17 protein-coding genes are annotated in these 18,329 nt (G+C 63.1%); 14 read left to right on the top strand and 3 right to left on the bottom strand.

Features of this window, described 5'->3' with window-relative positions:
* Positions 1-5 precede the first annotated feature (5 nt).
* From CH294_RS12875 to CH294_RS12910, 8 genes are all read left to right on the top strand, one after another.
* Positions 6-1,475 carry a sugar ABC transporter ATP-binding protein gene (locus tag CH294_RS12875; protein WP_094738150.1) on the top strand — a complete coding sequence of 490 codons (1,470 nt, stop codon included), beginning with the start codon at positions 6-8 and terminating at the stop codon, positions 1,473-1,475.
* Positions 1,472-2,473 carry an ABC transporter permease gene (locus CH294_RS12880; RefSeq protein ID WP_094738151.1) on the top strand — a complete coding sequence of 334 codons (1,002 nt, stop codon included), beginning with the start codon at positions 1,472-1,474 and terminating at the stop codon, positions 2,471-2,473. Before CH294_RS12875 ends, CH294_RS12880 begins: the two co-directional genes overlap by 4 nt.
* Positions 2,474-2,613: 140 nt before the next feature.
* Entirely contained in the window at positions 2,614-3,477 is an 864-nt protein-coding gene (locus tag CH294_RS12885; protein WP_249305256.1) for an ABC transporter permease, read from the top strand.
* A gap of 40 nt (positions 3,478-3,517) precedes the next feature.
* A complete protein-coding gene (locus CH294_RS12890) occupies positions 3,518-4,750 on the top strand; it encodes a sugar ABC transporter substrate-binding protein (protein ID WP_094738153.1) in 1,233 nt (410 codons plus the stop codon).
* Between the two features lie 35 nt (positions 4,751-4,785).
* Positions 4,786-5,571 carry a 5-oxoprolinase subunit PxpA gene (locus tag CH294_RS12895; RefSeq protein ID WP_094738154.1) on the top strand — a complete coding sequence of 262 codons (786 nt, stop codon included), beginning with the start codon at positions 4,786-4,788 and terminating at the stop codon, positions 5,569-5,571.
* Entirely contained in the window at positions 5,568-6,458 is an 891-nt protein-coding gene (locus CH294_RS12900; protein ID WP_249305259.1) for a carboxyltransferase domain-containing protein, read from the top strand. Before CH294_RS12895 ends, CH294_RS12900 begins: the two co-directional genes overlap by 4 nt.
* Positions 6,455-7,429 (top strand): biotin-dependent carboxyltransferase family protein, encoded by a 975-nt coding sequence (locus tag CH294_RS12905; RefSeq protein WP_094738155.1) that lies wholly within the window; start codon positions 6,455-6,457, stop codon positions 7,427-7,429. The genes CH294_RS12900 and CH294_RS12905 overlap by 4 nt, the downstream gene beginning before the upstream one ends.
* A gap of 64 nt (positions 7,430-7,493) precedes the next feature.
* On the top strand, positions 7,494-8,801 hold the full coding sequence (locus CH294_RS12910; RefSeq protein WP_094738396.1) for an aspartate aminotransferase family protein: 1,308 nt from the start codon (positions 7,494-7,496) through the stop codon (positions 8,799-8,801).
* 32 nt (positions 8,802-8,833) lie between these two features.
* Here CH294_RS12910 and CH294_RS12915 read toward each other — a convergent pair whose 3' ends face one another.
* The gene (locus CH294_RS12915) at positions 8,834-9,943 is read right to left on the bottom strand and encodes a DNA alkylation repair protein (protein ID WP_094738156.1); all 1,110 of its coding nucleotides are present in this window, start codon (positions 9,941-9,943) and stop codon (positions 8,834-8,836) included.
* A 347-nt stretch (positions 9,944-10,290) separates the two neighbouring features.
* On the opposite strand from CH294_RS12915, the gene CH294_RS12920 reads away from it, so the two are divergent.
* A complete protein-coding gene (locus CH294_RS12920) occupies positions 10,291-12,816 on the top strand; it encodes an EAL domain-containing protein (RefSeq protein ID WP_170944705.1) in 2,526 nt (841 codons plus the stop codon).
* A gap of 63 nt (positions 12,817-12,879) precedes the next feature.
* Complete coding sequence (locus CH294_RS12925; RefSeq protein WP_094738158.1) at positions 12,880-13,971, top strand: spore photoproduct lyase family protein; 1,092 nt, start codon at positions 12,880-12,882, stop codon at positions 13,969-13,971.
* A gap of 38 nt (positions 13,972-14,009) precedes the next feature.
* Here the strand turns inward: CH294_RS12925 and CH294_RS12930 are convergent, their stop codons facing one another.
* The gene (locus CH294_RS12930; protein ID WP_094738159.1) at positions 14,010-15,131 is read right to left on the bottom strand and encodes a DUF2087 domain-containing protein; all 1,122 of its coding nucleotides are present in this window, start codon (positions 15,129-15,131) and stop codon (positions 14,010-14,012) included.
* A 109-nt stretch (positions 15,132-15,240) separates the two neighbouring features.
* On the opposite strand from CH294_RS12930, the gene CH294_RS12935 reads away from it, so the two are divergent.
* Complete coding sequence (locus tag CH294_RS12935) at positions 15,241-15,936, top strand: TetR/AcrR family transcriptional regulator (RefSeq protein ID WP_094738160.1); 696 nt, start codon at positions 15,241-15,243, stop codon at positions 15,934-15,936.
* Positions 15,933-16,838, top strand: a complete 906-nt coding sequence (locus CH294_RS12940; protein ID WP_094738161.1) for an alpha/beta hydrolase — start codon at positions 15,933-15,935, stop codon at positions 16,836-16,838. The genes CH294_RS12935 and CH294_RS12940 overlap by 4 nt, the downstream gene beginning before the upstream one ends.
* On the opposite strand, the gene CH294_RS12945 is transcribed toward CH294_RS12940, so the two are convergent.
* Positions 16,833-17,201 carry a helix-turn-helix domain-containing protein gene (locus tag CH294_RS12945; protein ID WP_032404607.1) on the bottom strand — a complete coding sequence of 123 codons (369 nt, stop codon included), beginning with the start codon at positions 17,199-17,201 and terminating at the stop codon, positions 16,833-16,835. The two genes, CH294_RS12940 and CH294_RS12945, sit on opposite strands and share 6 nt — an antisense overlap.
* A 79-nt stretch (positions 17,202-17,280) precedes the next feature.
* Between CH294_RS12945 and CH294_RS12950 the strand changes: the two genes are divergently transcribed.
* Both CH294_RS12950 and CH294_RS12955 read left to right on the top strand, forming a co-directional pair.
* Positions 17,281-17,691 (top strand): RidA family protein, encoded by a 411-nt coding sequence (locus CH294_RS12950; RefSeq protein ID WP_094738397.1) that lies wholly within the window; start codon positions 17,281-17,283, stop codon positions 17,689-17,691.
* A 70-nt stretch (positions 17,692-17,761) separates the two neighbouring features.
* Complete coding sequence (locus CH294_RS12955) at positions 17,762-18,319, top strand: dihydrofolate reductase family protein (RefSeq protein WP_094738162.1); 558 nt, start codon at positions 17,762-17,764, stop codon at positions 18,317-18,319.
* Positions 18,320-18,329: the final 10 nt, after the last annotated feature.

Here is an 18,329-nt window from a genome sequence, read left to right on the forward strand (position 1 = left end):
AGGACATGACACACATACTTATCGACAACATCAGCAAGCGGTTCGGAGCAACCGCAGCCTTGTCCGAGGTGTCCTTGGCCGTCGATGCCGGTGAGGTGCACGGACTTCTGGGTGAAAACGGTGCGGGGAAGTCGACTCTGATGAAAGTCCTGTCGGGCATCGTCGTGCCCGACAGCGGGTCCGTCACCATCGCAGGCAAGCCCTTGACTCTGGGTTCACCGCAGGCATCCCGAAACATCGGCCTGGCGATGGCCTACCAAGAGCTCAGCTCACCCGCCAACATCACGGTCGCGACAAAGCTGTGTCTGCCGTCTTTGCCGACTCGGTTCGGTTTCACTGTCTCGCAACGCGAACTCGTCGCCAGAGCGGTGGATCGCCTGCAGCAGTGGGACGCAGCACATCTCGACCCCACGGCGACCATGGGTGAACTGAGCCTGGCCGCCCGACAGGAAGTCGAAATAGTTGCTGCTCTGTCCGGTGCACCTCGACTGCTCGTTCTGGACGAGCCGACCGCAGCTCTCCCGGACCCGTCTTGGCTCTTCCGCCAGCTCGAACGTATCACTGCCACCGGAACTTCCGTGATCTACATCAGCCACAAAATGAACGAGATCGGGACGATCTGTTCGCGGGGAACCGTCCTTCGGAACGGACGAACAGTGGGGCAGTTCGGCCGAAACGACCTGTCCGAGAACGAATTGGTCGAGCTCATGATCGGACGGTCGTTCGACCACGCTTTCCCGGCCAAGGGCACGGCCGGCGTTGCGCAACCAGTACTCGAAGTCCGAAACCTCACGGTCGGCAACCTCACCGATGTCTCCCTCCAGGTCGCTGCAGGCGAAGTTGTCGGTGTCGCCGGACTCGAAGGCCAAGGTCAACGAGACCTCTTCTACACGCTGGCCGGCGAACTGCCCCCCGAGTCCGGTTCGGTGACGGTCTCCGACGCGAACGGCGGCGTGGATTTCGCGCTGGTGCCCGAGGAGCGCAAGACGGAAGCACTGTTCTTGGAGATGCGGTCGGATTTCAACCTGACGCTGCCTCTGTCGAGCAGCTTCGCCACCGCTTCGGTCATCTCCACCAGACGCCGACGCGACGTCGCCCGCTCGTTGGCTGCACGGATCAACCTCCCCGAGGCGATGCTGGAACGCACCGTATCGAACCTATCGGGCGGCAACCAACAGAAGATCGTGTTCGGACGCGCGGTCGCACAATCGCCACGCTGTCTTCTTCTCTTCGACCCGACCCGCGGTGTCGATGCCGCCACGAAACTGGAGATCTACAAGATGACACGAGATTTCGCGGCTGCCGGGCATGCCGTTCTGGTCTACTCCACAGAGATACCCGAGCTGGTCGGACTGTGTGATCGCGTGTGTTCGCTCTACGACGGCCGAATTGTCGCCGAACACTCCGCCGGTGACCTCGATGATGCATCGGTGTTGCGCGCAATTCTGGGACGCAGCCAGGAGCTGGCGCGATGACTCTCCTGAATTCACTGACGAGGCGAAGTTACGGCAGCCGCAAGGAAACCCTCGTCGCACTGGCAATCTTCGCAACGTGCTACGGGGCGGTGTTGTTCGTGAATCCGTACGAGCGAAATGCGTACGCGTTCAACAACTACGTCGTGCTGTTGACCCCGTTGGCGCTTGCCGCCGCTGGAACCACACTCGTGCTGTTGGTAGGCGGATTCGATCTGTCGGTGGCGGGAACGGTGAGCTTGTCCAACGTCGTCGCGGCGACCACCATGGCCAAGAACCCGGATATGTTGTGGCTTGTCATCATCGGGGTCGTCGTTCTCGGCCTGGCGGTGGGCCTGATCAACGGACTCCTGATCGTCCGCCTGGGACTGCAGTCGTTGGCGGTGACACTCGGAGCGTTCATCGTGCTGACCGGAATCGCCCTCATCGTGCTACCGGCACCGGGCGGTGAGGTCCCCGAGTCGTACGCTCTGGCCTTGACCGATCCGCTCGGGCCCGTTCCGGTTGCGCTGATCGTCCTCGTGTTGTTGGCCGCGAGCTGGTGGTGGTTCAGCACTTCCACCGCAGGCATCTCAGCGTTTGCCATCGGTGCAGATCGTCAGGCTGCGCGCATGTCGGGGATTCGAGTCGACGCGGTCGAGATTCTGAGTTACACCCTTGCCGGAGGTTTGTATTCGGCCGCCGGTTTGTATCTGACTGCCATCACTGCCTCGGGGGACCCGAATTCCGGTCGCCCGTTCCTGCTGACGTGCTTTGCCGCTATGGCACTCGGCCTGGTCGGTTTTCGCGGCGGGTCGGGAAGCGTCGTTGCCGCGGTGTTCGGTGCCGCGAGCCTCATTGCGCTCCCGAAATTACTGTTCGCTGCGGGCGTCGAAGACTTCTGGTCGGGTGCCGTGCAGGGTGCCGTCATTCTCATCGCTCTTGCTCTCCCACTGGCCGCAACGTATTACACCAAGGTGCGCACGGCGCGAACGCGTCTCGCGGAAGGGACTATTCGATGAGCGCGAGTCCGACTCTTGTTCCCGATCGAGCATCGAGCAGGGTGAGTTCGCCGGGCCGAGCCGGTGTGCCACAGTGGATGCGAAGTCAGACCTTCGTGATCTGGGCACTTCTGATCGTGTGTTTCCCTTTGTCGCGGTTGGTGAGTGACAGTTTCCCGTCCGTCAATCTCGTCGTCAACGTGTTGGTGCTCGGTTTGTTCCTTGCGGTGATCGCCTTCGGCCAGGGTTTGGTGATCTTGTCCGGTGGCATCGATCTGTCCGTGGCTTCACAGGTTGCCCTCGGTGCCTTCGTCACGGGGTCGCTGTGTGAGAACGGAGTGCCGGTGCTGGGCGCGGCTCTCGCGGCCCTCGCCCTGTGCGGAGTGGTCGGTGCCGCCAACGGTCTTCTCGTCACCCGGCTCGGGTTTCCCCCGTTCATCGTGACGCTGGCTGTCGGGACCGTGCTCGCGTCCGTGCTGCTCGGAATGGCGCGTGGCGCCCCGGCGCAATCGTCCCCGGCCGGTTTGAGCGAGCTGTTCGCTCGATCGACGACGTTGTTGGGAATTCCGGTCGCGATCTGGCTCTTCGTCGTGATTGCCGCGGTCGGTCTCGTGGTGCAACACCGCACGACCCTCGGCATGCGTACCTACGCACTCGGGAACAGTGTTGCCGCATCGAAGAACGCACGTGTGCGTGTCCACCGCGCGACCGTCTCGGTCTACAGCGTGTCCGGTGTGGCCTACGGCTTGGGCGGAGTGATGCTACTGGGGTACTCGTCAGGAGCGGATCTCAACGTCGGTGAGCCGTGGTTGCTGCCGAGTATCGCGGCCGTGGTGGTGGGTGGATCCTCCATCCGAGGAGGTGCCGGTTCCTTCAGCGGCACGCTGGCAGGAGCATTGCTGCTCACGCTGATCGGCATCGACATCAGCGCCACCGGACTTGCCGAAGGGTACAAGCAGGTCGTGTACGGACTGGTGATCGTCCTCGCGCTGCTCGGAGCGAGACTCGCCGGGCGGCGTCGATGAGTACCACTCGATTTCGGACTCAACAGAACAGGCACTCACGATGAGACGCATCCTCACGAAAAGACACCTCGCGGCGCTCGCCGCACTGGCCGCGATCATTCCGTTCAGCGCGTGCTCGGCTCCGGAGACCGGTAAGGACAAAATCTATCTCGACCTGAGCTACAGCGGGAACAACTGGCAGGACGAGGCCGCCAATCTCGCACTGTCCGTGGCTCGTTCCGCGCCGTATGCCGACCGATACAGTGTCACGAAACAGATTTCGGGAACCGATATCCAGAAACAGATTTCGGATGTGCAGTCCATGATCGCTGCCGAGGCGAAGCTCGTCGTTCTGTACCCGCTGTCACCGACCGCTCTGAACCCGACCATTCGCCAAGGGTGTGAGCGCGGTGTCACCTTCGTCGTCTACGACTCGACCGTGCGAGAACCGTGCGCATACAACGTCGCGTTCATCACCGGCGCACGCGCGGATGCGCCGCAGGACGCATTCTTCGGAGCCCAGACTGCCCAAGCCCTCGTCGACCTACTCGGAGGCAAGGGAAAGATCTTCATGAATCGCGGCGTCGCCGGCACGTCGACCGATCAAGTCCATTACGACACCGCCAAGGCGGTGTTCGATCGATACCCCGATATCGACGTGGTGTCCGAGTACTACGGCAAATGGGACAGCGCGGTCAGCCAACAGGAAACCGCCAAAGCACTGGCGGCGCACCCCGACGTCGACGGGGTGTGGTCGCAGGACGGCGAAGTGGGGGTTGTCAAAGCACTGCAGGCGGCGGGGTTGAAGATCCCCGTGACCGGCGAGAACGGAAACTACTTCCGCAAGATGCTGAGCGAAGGGTGGCCGGGGGTGTCTTCCGGTTCGCCACCGGCCCAGGCAGCGGTCGCGATGCAAGTGGGTCTTCGTATTCTCGAGAACGGGCCCGACTCGGTCCCCCACGACATCGAAATGCCGCTACCCTGGGTGACCACGGACACGGCAAAAGCCTGTCCAGGAAGCGAATTCGTCGACGGATGCAATTTCTTCCCGAACGAGTCCGACACGTTCGTCACCGAGATCTTCCAGCGGGATCTGTTGCCGCAGAGCTCCCTCACAGCTGCGCTGACCGGGGAGCCGATGGAGGGCCTCGAACCGCTCGGCGACATTTCGCAATTTGCGCAACCGGAGTCTCGTCGGATGTACACCCGAAAATCGTGTGATGAAGGCTGGACGGTGGGAACCGTGACCGACGGCCAGAACCCGTCCGGTTTGACCGGCTGCGTTCGATCCTGAACCGCTCGACCCGAACGTCCGTGAAAGGGCAGCAAATGAACAAGCGAATCGACATCAATGCAGATATCGGTGAAAGCTTCGGGCGCTGGAACCTCGGTTCCGACAGCGAACTGATGCAGCTGGTCACGTCGGTGAACGTGGCGTGCGGTTGGCACGCCGGTGACCCGTCCACGATGCGCGAGTCCGTGGAGAGCGGTGTCCGTGCAGGCGTCGACATCGGCGCCCATCCCGGGTTTCCGGATCTGCTGGGGTTCGGTCGTCGCGCAATGGTGATCTCCGACAGTGACGCGGTCGACTACACGCTCTATCAGGTCGGAGCGCTGATGGGCGTCGCCTCGCGAGCCGGCGCGTCACTGACCCATGTGAAACCGCACGGTGCGTTCTACGGGTCGATCGCCCGAAGTGCTGATCGTGCCGTTGCGATCGCCACGGCACTTCAAACTCTCCAGCTCGGGCTACCGATGTTGATCGCTCCGGGCGTCGGGTTCGATGCGATTCGTGCTGCCGGACTTCCCGTCGTCGCCGACAACGCGTGCGATCTCGATTTCGACGAGGACGGCAACAACATCATCGAGTCCAGGCCGGGCAACCGGGACCCCGAAGTCGTTGCAGCGCAGGCTCTTCGCATGGCGCACGGTAAGGTGCTGACCGTTTCCGGCCGCGAGATCGACATGCCGGTGGACTCGGTGTGCGTACACGGAGACCGCCCAAACGTCGTGGAGGTCGCTCGAGCCGTGAGGCGTACGCTCGACGGTGCCGGAGTCGATGTCCGAGCGACTTCCGATCGCACCGGCGCACCGACGGCACGAGGGACGTCGTGATCCACCTGCACGACGGGTCTCGTCTCTCGTTCGGTGGTGAGGAGTTCGTCTTCGTCGAACTCACCGAACACATGTCGCTGTCGGGTGCACTCCGGATACAGGCCATCACCGACTCCCTGACCACTGCCGCGATCGAAGGCGTGTTGGACATCTGCCCGTCGAACGCAAGCTACATGCTCCGCGTCGATCCCGACATGTGTGATCCACGATCGCTCGTCGATCCTCTGCGTGACCTACACCGACGCTTCGAAGACACCTCCGACGTCGTACTCGAGACCGAGATCCTCGAAGTGCCGGTGCTGTACGACGACCCGTGGAGCACCGAAACGGTCATGCGATTCCGCGATCGACATCAGTCTCGAACAGAGACCGACCTCGAATACATCACGCGCATCAACGGTTTCGACACCACAGCCGATTTTGTGGTGGCCCACTCGCAGAATCCCTACATCGTGACGTTCATGTGCTTCGTCCCCGGGAACGCCGAGTCGATGCAACTGGTGAACCACGACATGCAGCTGCAGGCACCGAAGTACATCAGGCCACGCACCGACACACCCGAACGCGCTCTCGGGCACGGAGGTGCGTTCGCAACGATCTACCCGGCACGCGGAGCGGGTGGCTACCAACTGGTCGGCCGCGCGGCCACGCCGGTGTTCGACCTGTCGCAGTCGCTCCCGGATTTCGCCGAGAATCCGGTTCTCGCCCGTGCCGGCATGCTGGTGAAGTACCGCCCGATCGACCGAGACGAGTACGACGACATCAGACGAGAAGTCGACGCCTGCTCGTATCGCTATCTACGGCGGCCGGTGTCGTTCTCGTTGGCCGCGTTCACTCGAGATCCGCTGCAATACAACCGAACTCTGCTCGAGGAGCTGAACTCGTGATCGATGTCGGCGCGCCCGGTGTGCAGACACTCGTTCAGGACTCCGGTCGCAGCGGTCATTTCGCCATCGGTCTGCCGCCATCGGGCCCGATGGATCTGTGGTCTCACCATGCGGCCAACGCGTTGGTCGGCAACTCACCGGACGCCGCGACCCTGGAATCGGTGTACGTGGGTCCTGAACTGCATTTCCGTCGCGACACCGTTGCTGCGGTGACCGGGGCCGATGTCGATCTGCGTCTGAACGGTAGGTCGATGCCGACGTGGACGACTCTGCCCATCACGGCCGGATCCGTCCTGACCGTCGGCTCCGCCCTCCGTGGTGCCCGCAGCTACGTGGCGGTGCGCGGCGGCATCGGGACGACACCGGTCATGGGTAGCCGGTCGACGTACCTGTCCTCGGCTATCGGCGGTCTCGACGGACGCGCCCTTCGTGCCGGTGATGTCCTCCCCACCGGAGTCGACCTCGGTCCGTACCCCAAGCTCGGATTTTCGGTCGACGACGACGACCGACCCAATCTCCGACGTACACAGGACGTACGAGTGGTGCTCGGCCTGTGCAGCTACCGCTTCACGCCCGAGAGCTTGGAACGCATGTTCACATCGCCCTTCACGGTCGGAACAGAAGCGAATCGCGTCGGATACCGCCTCAGTGGTCCGCAGTTGGACTTCGTGGAACGAGAACCGCCGTTCGGAGCCGGCGACAACCCGAGCAACGTGGTCGATCTGGGATACCCCGTCGGCTCCATCCAGGTACCGGGCGGCGAGGAACTGATCTGCCTGCTTCGGGACGGTGTCACCGGAGGTGGATACGCCACGGTCGGCACGATCATCAATTGCGACATAGACCGCCTTGCTCAGATGAAAGCACCGGATTCCGTTCGTCTTTCCAAGATCGGCATAGACGACGCCCTACGCGCACGACGTGAACGCGGTGCACGCATCGAACGGCTCTATCGCGCTGCCCGAGACTGACCGAATCGTGCAGGACGCCCCACCTCCGGAAATCGACGAGGAAGAGAACATGAATTCCAAACAGATGTACATGGCCAACGCATACGACGGATCCAACCTGGCCGCGCTCGATCCGAACACGCGGGCGCTGATCGAGCGACGCGACGCCGTACTCGGCTCGAGCTATCGCCTGTTCTACCGCGATCCTGTTGTCCCGGTGAGAGGTTCGGGTGTACACCTCTACGACGCAGATGGACGTGAGTACCTCGACGTCTACAACAACGTTCCCGCGATCGGGCACAGTCATCCACACGTTCAGCGGCTGGTCTCCGAACAGCTCGGCGTACTGAACACGCACACGCGCTACCTGACGGAACCTGTGGTGGCCTACTCCGAGCGACTGCTCGCGCTGTTCCCACAGGAGCTGTCGAAGGTCGTATACACCTGTACCGGTAGCGAATCGGTCGACCTCGCGCTACGCATGGCTCGGTACCGCACCGGCGCGACCGGAGTGATCTGCACGAGACACGCCTACCACGGTACGACTGCCGCGGCAGCGGAGGTGTCACCCAGCCTGGGACCGAACAACCTGATCGGGCCCAACGTGGTGCTGGTCGATGCCCCGGATCTTCTGCGCGACAACCGCGAGACCGCCGCGGCGGACTTCGCTTCCCGTGTCCGCCTGGCGGTGGACGAGTTGAACGTTCGCGGAGTCGGTGTCGCTGCGATGATCGTCGATTCCATCCTCTCCAGCGACGGAGTGCAGTCGCACCCAACCGATCTCCTTCGCGAAGCGGTCGACGTCATTCACGAAGCCGGTGGTCTCTGGATCGCCGACGAGGTGCAGCCGGGCTTCGGAAGACTCGGGGTGCAGTGGTGGGGATTCGCTCGCCACGGCATCGCACCCGACATGGTCGTGTTGGGAAAGCCCATGGGGAACGGAGTCCCCGTCGCCGCTGTCGTGGGAACCGAAGACGCGATGGACAGCTTCGGTCGTGACATCCGATACTTCAACACCTTCGGTGGAAACCCCGTCAGCATCGCGGCCGCCACAGCGGTCCTCGATGTCATCGAGGAAGAGTCGTTGCTGGACAGCGCTCGCCGCGTCGGAGAGCACCTCGATACCGGGCTTCGAGACATCGCAGCACGCCATCGGGCCCTTGGTGATGTGCGTGGATGTGGGTTGTTCGTCGCTGCCGAGTTCGTCGCCGAGGACGGTCTCACCCCCGACCCTGCGATCGCCGCCTTCGTCGTCGACGAGCTACGCAATCGCCGCATCCTCATCAGCGCGTCGGGAAGGCACGCGAACGTACTGAAGATCAGGCCCCCCATGACCTTCGGGCTCAGCGACGCCGATCGATTCCTGACCGAACTGGACGACATCCTGGGGTAGAGATCGAGTGATCACTCATCCGTCCGGTGGTGTCACCGCTGGTGAGAGCTCACCAGCTCGAAGTCCGCGCGACCGTAATTCACGCCGTTGATCTGGAGCTCGATCGCGTGCGGGCCGGGGTAGTACTTGCGTGTGGTCAAGGTCCTGAACGAATGGTTCCGCCGGACGTCGATGCTCTCACCGGGCGCGATCGTTGTTGTCTTCAGTTTGAACGTCTTTCCGGTCACCCCACCGTTGGCCTTCGTGTGGTGAACGATGTAGTCGATCACTACCTTTGCGGGTTCGAGGCCGAGGTTGCGGATCGATGCGCTGAATTCCAGGCTTTCCCCGATGGGCAGCTCCGCGACGTCGAGGGCCGGGCCTGTCACGTCCAGTTCGGCCGGCGCGAACCCCAGTAGAGCAAGCGCATCGGTGTTTCCGTTCTTGATCACTGTCCGAAGCGCGTGTCGAACGAGCCGGCCGGTGTTCGCATCCGGGTCGTCGAGCCACCGCGCTGCGGCCTGGACGACGATGTCCGGGACATCTCGGCTGAAGTCGTTGAGATGGTTGGCAACCGAACGCCGAACGTACTCACTGTCGTCTCGGTACAGCCTGTCCAGAATCGGCACCGTGACGCCCGGACGCTCGAGGATCTCGGGGACCCGCACCGACCACGGAAGGTACGGGCGGGTCCCTTCCGATGCCAGACGGCGCACGTGCTCGTCCGAGGATTGCGTCCATTCGAGCGCGATGGCGAGAGAGCGATCCAGATCGGCTCGGAGGAAAGTGCGGATGGCGAATTCCGAACTGAGTCGGCCGGTGAGCTCGGCGAGCAACGACATCCCGTCGTCGAAGGCGCTCGAGGTCTTCTCCTCTACGGCCTTCGATGCAACAGCGCTCGTGACGGGCCAGACCAACCAACCCTGGAAGTCCGGATCCGTGGCTGCCCGTCGGATGGTGCCGGCGAATTGGACGTAGGTGCCCGGCAGTCCCGTCAGCAGTGCATCACGTAGTAGATCGGCGCGCGCTCTGAGCGTGAGCGGCCCCAGAAGACCTGGCGAGGCGTCGAGTAACGACAGATCAGCGCTCGGTGCGGCGCTGTGTATGGCGCGGAACAGCGAGCGGGCTGTGTCCGGTCCGATGAGTTCGTCGGCAAAGGGCATGAGAGGTTCTTACCCCGAAGCAGTGACATCGTAGGGATGCTAGCTGTTTGCGGTAAATTGGGCTGAGGGGCGAGATCGGCTCCGATCGTCGTCGTCGGGCATATTGAGGTCCGAAATGCTCCCAGCGACACACAAATTCGGGCCGCGCGAACATCAGCGCTTCGAATCGGACTGGGATAACCTTCGCGGATCAACATGCGCTGGGCTGCGGGTCGACTGGAGTTCTCCGGCCGGACCGGCCCCTGTGCACCATGGGCCATAACCCTGGGGGGTCGCGTCGTGCCCGTCGTCCGTGTCGAGTTGCATCGGGTTGCGTGTTCCCGGCGCCGTTCCGGAGAGCCTTCACTGTGAGCGGGTGGCTTTCGGTGGTGATTCTCAACGGGATCACCGCTGCTGCGTATCTGGGGATCGTGCTGTTCATCGTCCGGGGGCTGCTGCGCACAGGGCAGCTCCGAACCAACCGGTTGGCGGTCGCGACGGCAGCGATCTTTCTGACGTGCGCCGCTCATCACCTGGTTCATGCGGTGCACTTGCTGGCGGGGTTCGACAGTCATGCCTCGCATCTCGCCGCAGGCTCCGACACGGGCATGCTCGACGCGATGCGCGAGTCGATGGGAGGAAGCGTCGACGTTGCGGTGACGGCGTCGACCGCGCTCGCCGGTGTGATCTACCTGGGGATGCGTCGCTTCTACGGTCCGTTGCTCGGCTCGCCGGCGATGTTCGACCATGCGAGCGAGGCGCGGTACCGGCAATTGGCGGCGAACTTACCGCACACGTCGGTGCTGCTCGTGGATTGTGATCTGCGGTTCGTCCTCGTCGAAGGTGGCGGACTCGTCACGGAGGGTTACGACCCGCAGCGGATGGAGGGCCAGCTGTTGCGGGATGCGGTGCCACCGGACGTCTACACCCAACTCGAACCGCACTACCGAGCTGCGGTGGAGGGCAACGAGTCTTCGTTCGACACCGTCGGCCACCGAACGGGCGCGATCTTCCAGGTCAAGACCAGACCTTTGCGCGATGGTTCGGGCCGGATCGTCGGTGCGATGGTGCTCTCCGAGGACGTCACCGCCGAGCGGCAGGCAAGATCCGAGCTCGAGCGGGCGCGAGCTTTCCGTGACGCAGTATTGACGGCGTCACCGGACATCACCACGGTGACCGCTGTCGATACCGGCCGCGTGACGTGGGCTTCTCGTAGTCTTCGATCGCTGCTGGACGGGCCGAATGCGGACGGGTCGGTAGACGACGATCGGCCGTCGTGGAGCGGGCTCGGTAGGCCCGACGACGCGACCGAAGGGGACGATCGACTGGACGGGGTGGTGGAAGAAGATATCGATGTCGTTCGTGCCGCGGACCGGGAAGCGGCATCGCTGCCGGAGGGGGAAAGCGTCAGCATTCGGTATCGGGTACGGGCGTCCGACGGCACCCTGCGGTGGCTTTCACGACGCACCACCCCGTTTCGGCACGGGCCGTCGGGTGCAGTGGCGGAGGTGCTCTCGGTGGTGCGAGAGGTGACCGACGTCGTGGAGGCGGAGCGCGCCCTCGAGCGGGCAGCCTTGCAAGATCCGCTGACCGGTCTCCCCAACAGGATGATGTTGCTGGACCGAATCGGCTCGGCGATCGAGCGCGGCGCGAGTACGGGGGCTGCGGCTGCGGTGCTCTTCTGTGATCTGGACGGATTCAAACGAGTCAACGACACCGGCGGCCACGCTGCCGGTGACGCGGTCCTCGTAGAGGTTGCTCGACGTTTGCGGTCGGTGCTGCGAGCCGATGATTCGATCGCCCGAGTGGGTGGTGACGAGTTCGTTCTCGTCATCGAAGCGCTGCCCGCCGAAAGTGGATTCGGCACGCGAGTGGGCGGTGGATTGGCCGAACGCGTCGCCGAGCGAATCCGGACGGTGCTCGCGGCACCGATCGTTCACCGGGGTCGGCAGTACGTGGTGTCGGCCAGTGTCGGGATGGTGCTGGTTCGCAAGGGTGCCAGTGCGCAGGAAGTGCTGCGGGACGCGGACTCCGCGATGTACCGGGCCAAACAGCTCGGCAAGGACAGGATCGAGCTGTTCGACGATGCGTTGCGCGCGAACGCACTCGAGCGGTCCTACGTCGAGCAGACTCTGCGGAGTGCGCTCGATTCCGGACGACGTGGTGCCGCGACGCTGAGCGTGGCGTATCAGCCCGTCTACGATCTCGAGAGCTGGCAACTCGCGAGTTTCGAGGCTCTGGCCCGCTTGCGTGACGACAGCGGCGCAGAGATCACGCCCGACAGATTCATCCCGGTTGCGGAGGACACGGGGCTCATTTCGGAGCTGGGCGAGCGGGTGCTCGACGATGCGCTCAGAACTCTCGCGCAGTGGCGGTTCGCGAACCCGCCCACCTCCGTGTCGAACGCCCCCGTCACTATCGCGGTGAACTTCAGTGCCCGGCAGGCTCAGCACGTCGACATGTCAGCGGCGGTGGGTGCTGCCCTCGCTCGGCACGACATGGCACCGGTGGATCTCGTCCTGGAGCTGACCGAGTCGGTGCTTCTCGAATCCGGTTCCTCGATGCTGCGTCAGCTGGGCGAACTGCGCGCACTGGGCGTTGGAATTGCCATCGACGACTTCGGCACCGGGTTTGCGAGCCTGCGGTATCTCGCCACTCTCCCGGTCAGCGCGGTGAAGATCGATCGTTCGTTCACGGCCACCATGACCAGCGATTCGACGAGCAGCAGCATCGTTCGGGCGATCATCAACCTCGCCCGCGATCTGAATCTGGGTTGTGTGGTCGAGGGCATCGAGACTCTCGACCAACTCGACGCACTGCCGAGTTCGGTTCAGGGACAGGGCTATCTGTTGGGCCGGCCTTCGAAGGTCCCCGCTGACACGTGGGGTTCCTGAATTTCTCGCCCGAGCTGCGGCAACCGGGAAGCATTGCGCTCGCCGGTGCGTTGAAGAGAAGTAATGGATGATCTTCTGGTTGCCCCCACCCGACTCTGGACGCCCTCTCGTGTCCTGGTCACCAAATCCGCGTCCGAATTACCGCACACCGCAGAAATTCTTCGCCGTTGCGAGGCGGCCGGGGTCGTTGACATCGACATCCTCCCAGGCGATCGCTTGACAGGGTTGCGCGGTGAGTCCGAGCGAGAGACCTACGCGCGAGCCAAGACGACGATGGCCGTGGTGGTGGCACCGCCGAGTGTGTTGAAACCCCAACCCATTCCGCCCAGTGCGGACTGGCGCATCGATCTTGCGAAGGGGTGCCCGGCGCACTGCCAATACTGCTATCTGGCGGGCTCGTTGTCGGGGCCGCCGATCACCAGAGTGTTCGCCAACCTCGACGACGTCCTGGCCGGTATCGGCACTCATGCGGGCCGTGGTTCCATCACCTCCGGCACCGAGGAGCGGGGCCACGAGGGCACCACCTTCGAGTTGTCTTGCTACACCGACCCATTGGGGATCGAACACGTGACAGGGTCCCTTGCGGAGGCCGTTCGTAGAGTGGGCGCGGGTGTGTACGGCGACGACGTTTCGCTGCGTTTCACCACGAAATTCGACGACGTCAACGAGCTGGTGACGCTGGACCATGGTCGCCGCACCCGAGTTCGGTTGTCGGTCAACGCAGATGACATCGCACACCGATTCGAGGGTGGAACCGCCCGCATGCCGGCTCGGATCGAGGCACTGCGGCAGTTGGCGCTGGCCGGTTACCGAGTCGGGCTCACCATTGCCCCGATCATGCCCATCCCGGAGTGGCGAGAGCAGTACGGGCGATTGCTCACCGATGTCGCCGACGCGTTGCGTGATGTCCCCGATCTCGATCTGACCGCCGAAATCATCACTCATCGGTTCACGCCGTCGAGCAAAGACGTGCTGCTGAGCTGGTATCCGGGCACGAAACTGGAGATGGACGAACATGCGCGCACCGCGAAGAGAAACAAGTTCGGCGGAGTGAAATACGTCTATCCCAAGGACACGATGGCCGAGATGCGCAGCTGGTTCACCGACGAGCTTCGCGGCGTCCTGCCCGACGCACAGCTGCTCTACTGGACCTGAAGTACCCCGACCTCGGACGTTTCGGACCTATGCGGGTGCTAAGGCTGACTGTGGACTCGACCGCTGGACCGATACATCGATCCCGTGCTGTTTCGCTCGAGGAATCCGGTGTCGACAAGCTCGCGTCGTAGTGTTGCGTAGTCGTCGTCGAAGAGACTGCACAGCTCGTTGACGTGATGCTCTGTGGCCCAGGTCGTCTCGCTCATCTGGTCTGCGATCGCCTTCAGGAACGCGGGTCGATCACGGCTGTATCGAGACATCTCCGTCGGTGGGGGAGTCCTACGCGGGAGTTGCAGAAAGCTCTCGAACGTCGATCGGTCGATGGCTAGCCCATCGTCGGTGCGAGACACGATCGACAGGGCGAGCAGACGCGCGACCGCCTTGTTCAGCGCACGCTCGGCCAGCGAGGTGTGGGATCGAAGCGCGCCCAATGTCGAGACTCCACCGCCGATCGCGAACAGCACCGCTCGAAGATCCGCGTCCGCGAGAACGTGAAGAACGCCGGTTGCGTGATCCAGCAACGACGGATCGTCGTGAATGCCGATGGACTCGAATCGCACCGGAACGCCGGTCGAGGCGACCATCTCGTCGGTGAAATTCACGGGGCGGAGGGCATCGGTTCGTCTCCTGAGGAGGCCGATCGCCGTCGCGTCGCCCATGCCGAGTGCCGGTAGCGTCAACGTCTCGATGTCGTCGGCGGCGAAACGCAGGATGGCGTTCCACAGCGGGTTCGCGTCAGCGTGCTGCATCGCATTGTCGATAGCGACAACTCCGCCTGCCGCGACGTGGGGCCACACACAATGCAGGAACCGAGCATCGTTCACCAGAGAATCACTACCGACCCAGACCAGGTCGAACGGACCGATGTCGTGTAGATGCTTCGCTGGTAGGTCGAACACGGAACCCGAGATGGGTTCGAGGAAATCGAACTTGGGCTGGTTCCCTCGAACGAAATCTTCGACGCTCGAATCGTTGGGATCGGTGACAACGCTCCGAATTCGGGTCGAGACCATGGGTGCGGACAATTCGACCGCCCGCGTCAGCGCAATTGTGGCGCTCGCGGACGCGAGAATCAGAATCCGTTGTGGTCGAACTATTGCCGCCAGCGCGGCGAGGACCTCGGGTGCGTTCGTGGTGCGGTCGGTCGAGCTGGCAGACACGGTTGACCCTTCTGATCGTCGATGAGGATGTTCACCATCTCACGGGTCGTGGAGCACGTGAACTGATTGAACGCGGTGGCAGCAGCGGTCACGTGATACGGTACGAAACGTGCCGTATCGTAATGGGAACGAAGAACGTGAGCAGCCGTCCACGTCTGTCGGGCGTCCGCGGGACGTGGAACGGGAAGCCGAAATTCTGAACGCCGTCATCGGCCTGCTGGGTGAAGTCGGCTACGACGCCGTGACATTCGAGGGGGTCGCACGTCGAGCAGGAGCGTCGAAAGCAACTCTGTACCGACGCTGGAAGACCAAGCGCGACATGGTTATCGCAGCTGTCAAAGCCGGTCCGGCGCAGCGCGTCGACTCGGACGAGATCGACACAGGAACCTTGCGCGGTGACCTCCTGGCGCTGTGTGCACGCCTGCGGCACAGCATGACCGCCGCCGACAGTTCGATGCCGTTACTACTCCTCCAAGCCGGGCTCGAGGACCCTGACCTGTGCGAGGAGATCGAGCGAGCGACCGGCCCCACCGGTTCGCGGCTCCCGAATTCGGTACTCGATGCTGCGATACGTCGCGGTGAGCTACCCGAGGGGGCAGACCCGTTTCCATTCGAGGAAGTGGTCGGCTCGGTGGTTCTGCTTCGGCGCCTCAATGGGCTCTCGATCGATGACAGCTACCTCGAATCACTGATCGATTCAGTTGTCATCCCCGCCTTGAATGCCTCGGCACACACGACCCGCCGGCTTCCACCCGGGATCTTCTCCGGCCACCCCGATCACAGAACGAACGAGGAGCAACGATGACCGACATGAAGATCGACGATTTCGACTACACGATGATTCCGGTCGACGAAGAGATCGAATCGAGCGTCGCCGTAGCAGGCAGTGGTCCCGCTTTGGTTCTGCTGCATGGCTTTCCTCAGACCCACTACATGTGGCGAGATGTCGCGCGTGAACTCGCGTCCCGCTTCACCGTCATCGTGCCCGATCTCCGGGGCTACGGGGCCAGCTCGAAGCCGGCCGAGCGCGATGCAGCGACCTATTCGAAGCGCACCATGGCGGGGGACGTCGTGCGGGTGACGCAGTCACTCGGGTTCGAGCAGTTCGGGTTGGTAGGACACGATCGCGGCGCGCTCGTCGGCGTTCGTGCGGCACTCGATCACCCGTCGACGGTGCAGTACCTGGGCATTCTGGATGTGTTGCCGACGGCGGATACATGGGAAGTTCTGCGGGGAATCGATGCGAAGGTGGCCTGGCACCTGTACTTGATGGCGCAGCCTGCGGGGTTGCCGGAGCGAATGATTCGGGCAGTGGCTGCCGAATTCTTCGGTTCTTTTCTCGACGCGTGGGACCCCGACGGCTCGACGTTCTCGGACGAAGTCCGTCAGCACTACATCGACAGCTCGGTGGCCGCAGTCGACTCCATCGTTGCCGACTACCGAGCGACTGCCGGCATCGACCTCGAGATGGATCTACAGGACCGCTTCGACGGCAGGCGTCTCGCCATGCCCGTAGGGGTGATATCTCAGGACTGGGGTTCGCAACTGGGCTTCGACGCGGCCGCGCTCTGGGGTGCCTGGGCACCTGATCTGACGTACGAGGCCATCGACGCAGGCCACTTCATGGCGGAGGAGAAGCCGACAGAGATCGCGCGCTTCATCACCCGTTTGTCCGAGCGCGCCGAGGTGTCATCGGTGCCGTCATAGGGCATCGAATCGGTCTCGCGCTCGCTCGATGTCGTCCATATGCGCGGTTGCCCACGCCAGCAGGACGTCGACGGGAGCCCGAAGTGTTTTGCCCAGTCGAGTGATTCGATATTCCACCGCCACCGGGCGGGTGCTCAGAACCGTGCGTTCTATGATCCCGTTGCGTTCGAGCTTCCTCAGAGTTGCGGTGAGGGACTTCTGAGTCACCTCAGGAATCGCGCGGCGGAGATCGTTGAATCGGCAGGGGCGCTCGCACAATTCGTTCAGTACTTGCAGCGACCATTTGTCGAGCACCTGATCCAGCAGTTCACGATGCGGGGCGGTGATCGTCAGTTCTGCGTTGCCGTCGGCGGTATCGGTCATGAAACCAGGTTCCCTTGAAGTGTCCTTTGTGTACCAGGTATCAACGTTATACCTGAATTTCTACGACGAAGGGATCACCTTGAGCGTCACCCGATTCACCCCGTCCGGCATGATGCAACCCACCCCGTATCACCACGTGGCGGTGGGTCAGGGTTCTCGACATATCTACGTCAGCGGCCAGATTGCGCGGAACGGTGACGGGTCGGCGGTCGCCGAGAACGACCTGGCCGGGCAGGTCGCGCAGGCGCTCCGCAATACCGCGATCGGATTGACCGGTGCCGGAGCTACATTCGGGGACGTTCTGCGGTTGACGTTCTACGTCACGCATTGGGCTCCCGAGCTGATCGGTGAGTTCATGGACGGCGTCACGCGCGTCGCCGACGAGATCGGACTGCCGACTCCGATGCCCCCGGCATCGCTGATCGGAGTGGACTATTTGTTCGAGCCCGACGTACTCGTCGAGGTCGAGGCGACGGCCATTCTGGACTGACCCGCCGACCGGTGACTTCGCGTCGGCGCGTAGGTCGATACTGACAAACCGACCCGACCTCAGGAGTGACATGGCCATTCTGACGTACAACATGATCGTTTCCCTCGATGGCTACGTCGAGGACTCCGCAGGCAGTCTCGATTACGCCATGCCCGACGCGGAGACGCATCGATTCTTCAATCGTCAGACGGAGGAGACCGCGGCCTTCCTGTTCGGCCGTCGAATGTACGAGGCCATGGAGGACTTCTGGACGGCCCCGGAACGCGCCGACGGCGAGGAGATCGAGGCGGAGTTCGCACGGCTGTACGTCGACACGCCGCGGACGGTCTTCTCCGACACCCTCGACTCCGTTGCCGACGGCTGTCGGCTGGTGCGCAGTGCCGATGCAGTCGCCGAGGTGCAGCGGATCAAACGAGAGACCGAGGGCACCGTAGCCGTCGCCGGTGCCGCACTGGCGAAGTCGCTGGTCGACGAGATCGATCAATTCGAGGTCATCCTCCTGCCGACCATCCTCGGCGGCGGGAAGCCCTACTTTCCGGTCGGGCAGCACCTCGATCTGACTCTGGTGGAGCACCGGGTGTTCGCGGCCTCCGGGTGGGTCTACATGCGCTACAGCGTCTCTCGCTGACTTCGGCCCA

The sequence above is a fragment of the Rhodococcus sp. 14-2483-1-1 genome, from assembly GCF_002259335.1.
In the GTDB taxonomy this organism is placed as follows: domain Bacteria; phylum Actinomycetota; class Actinomycetes; order Mycobacteriales; family Mycobacteriaceae; genus Rhodococcoides.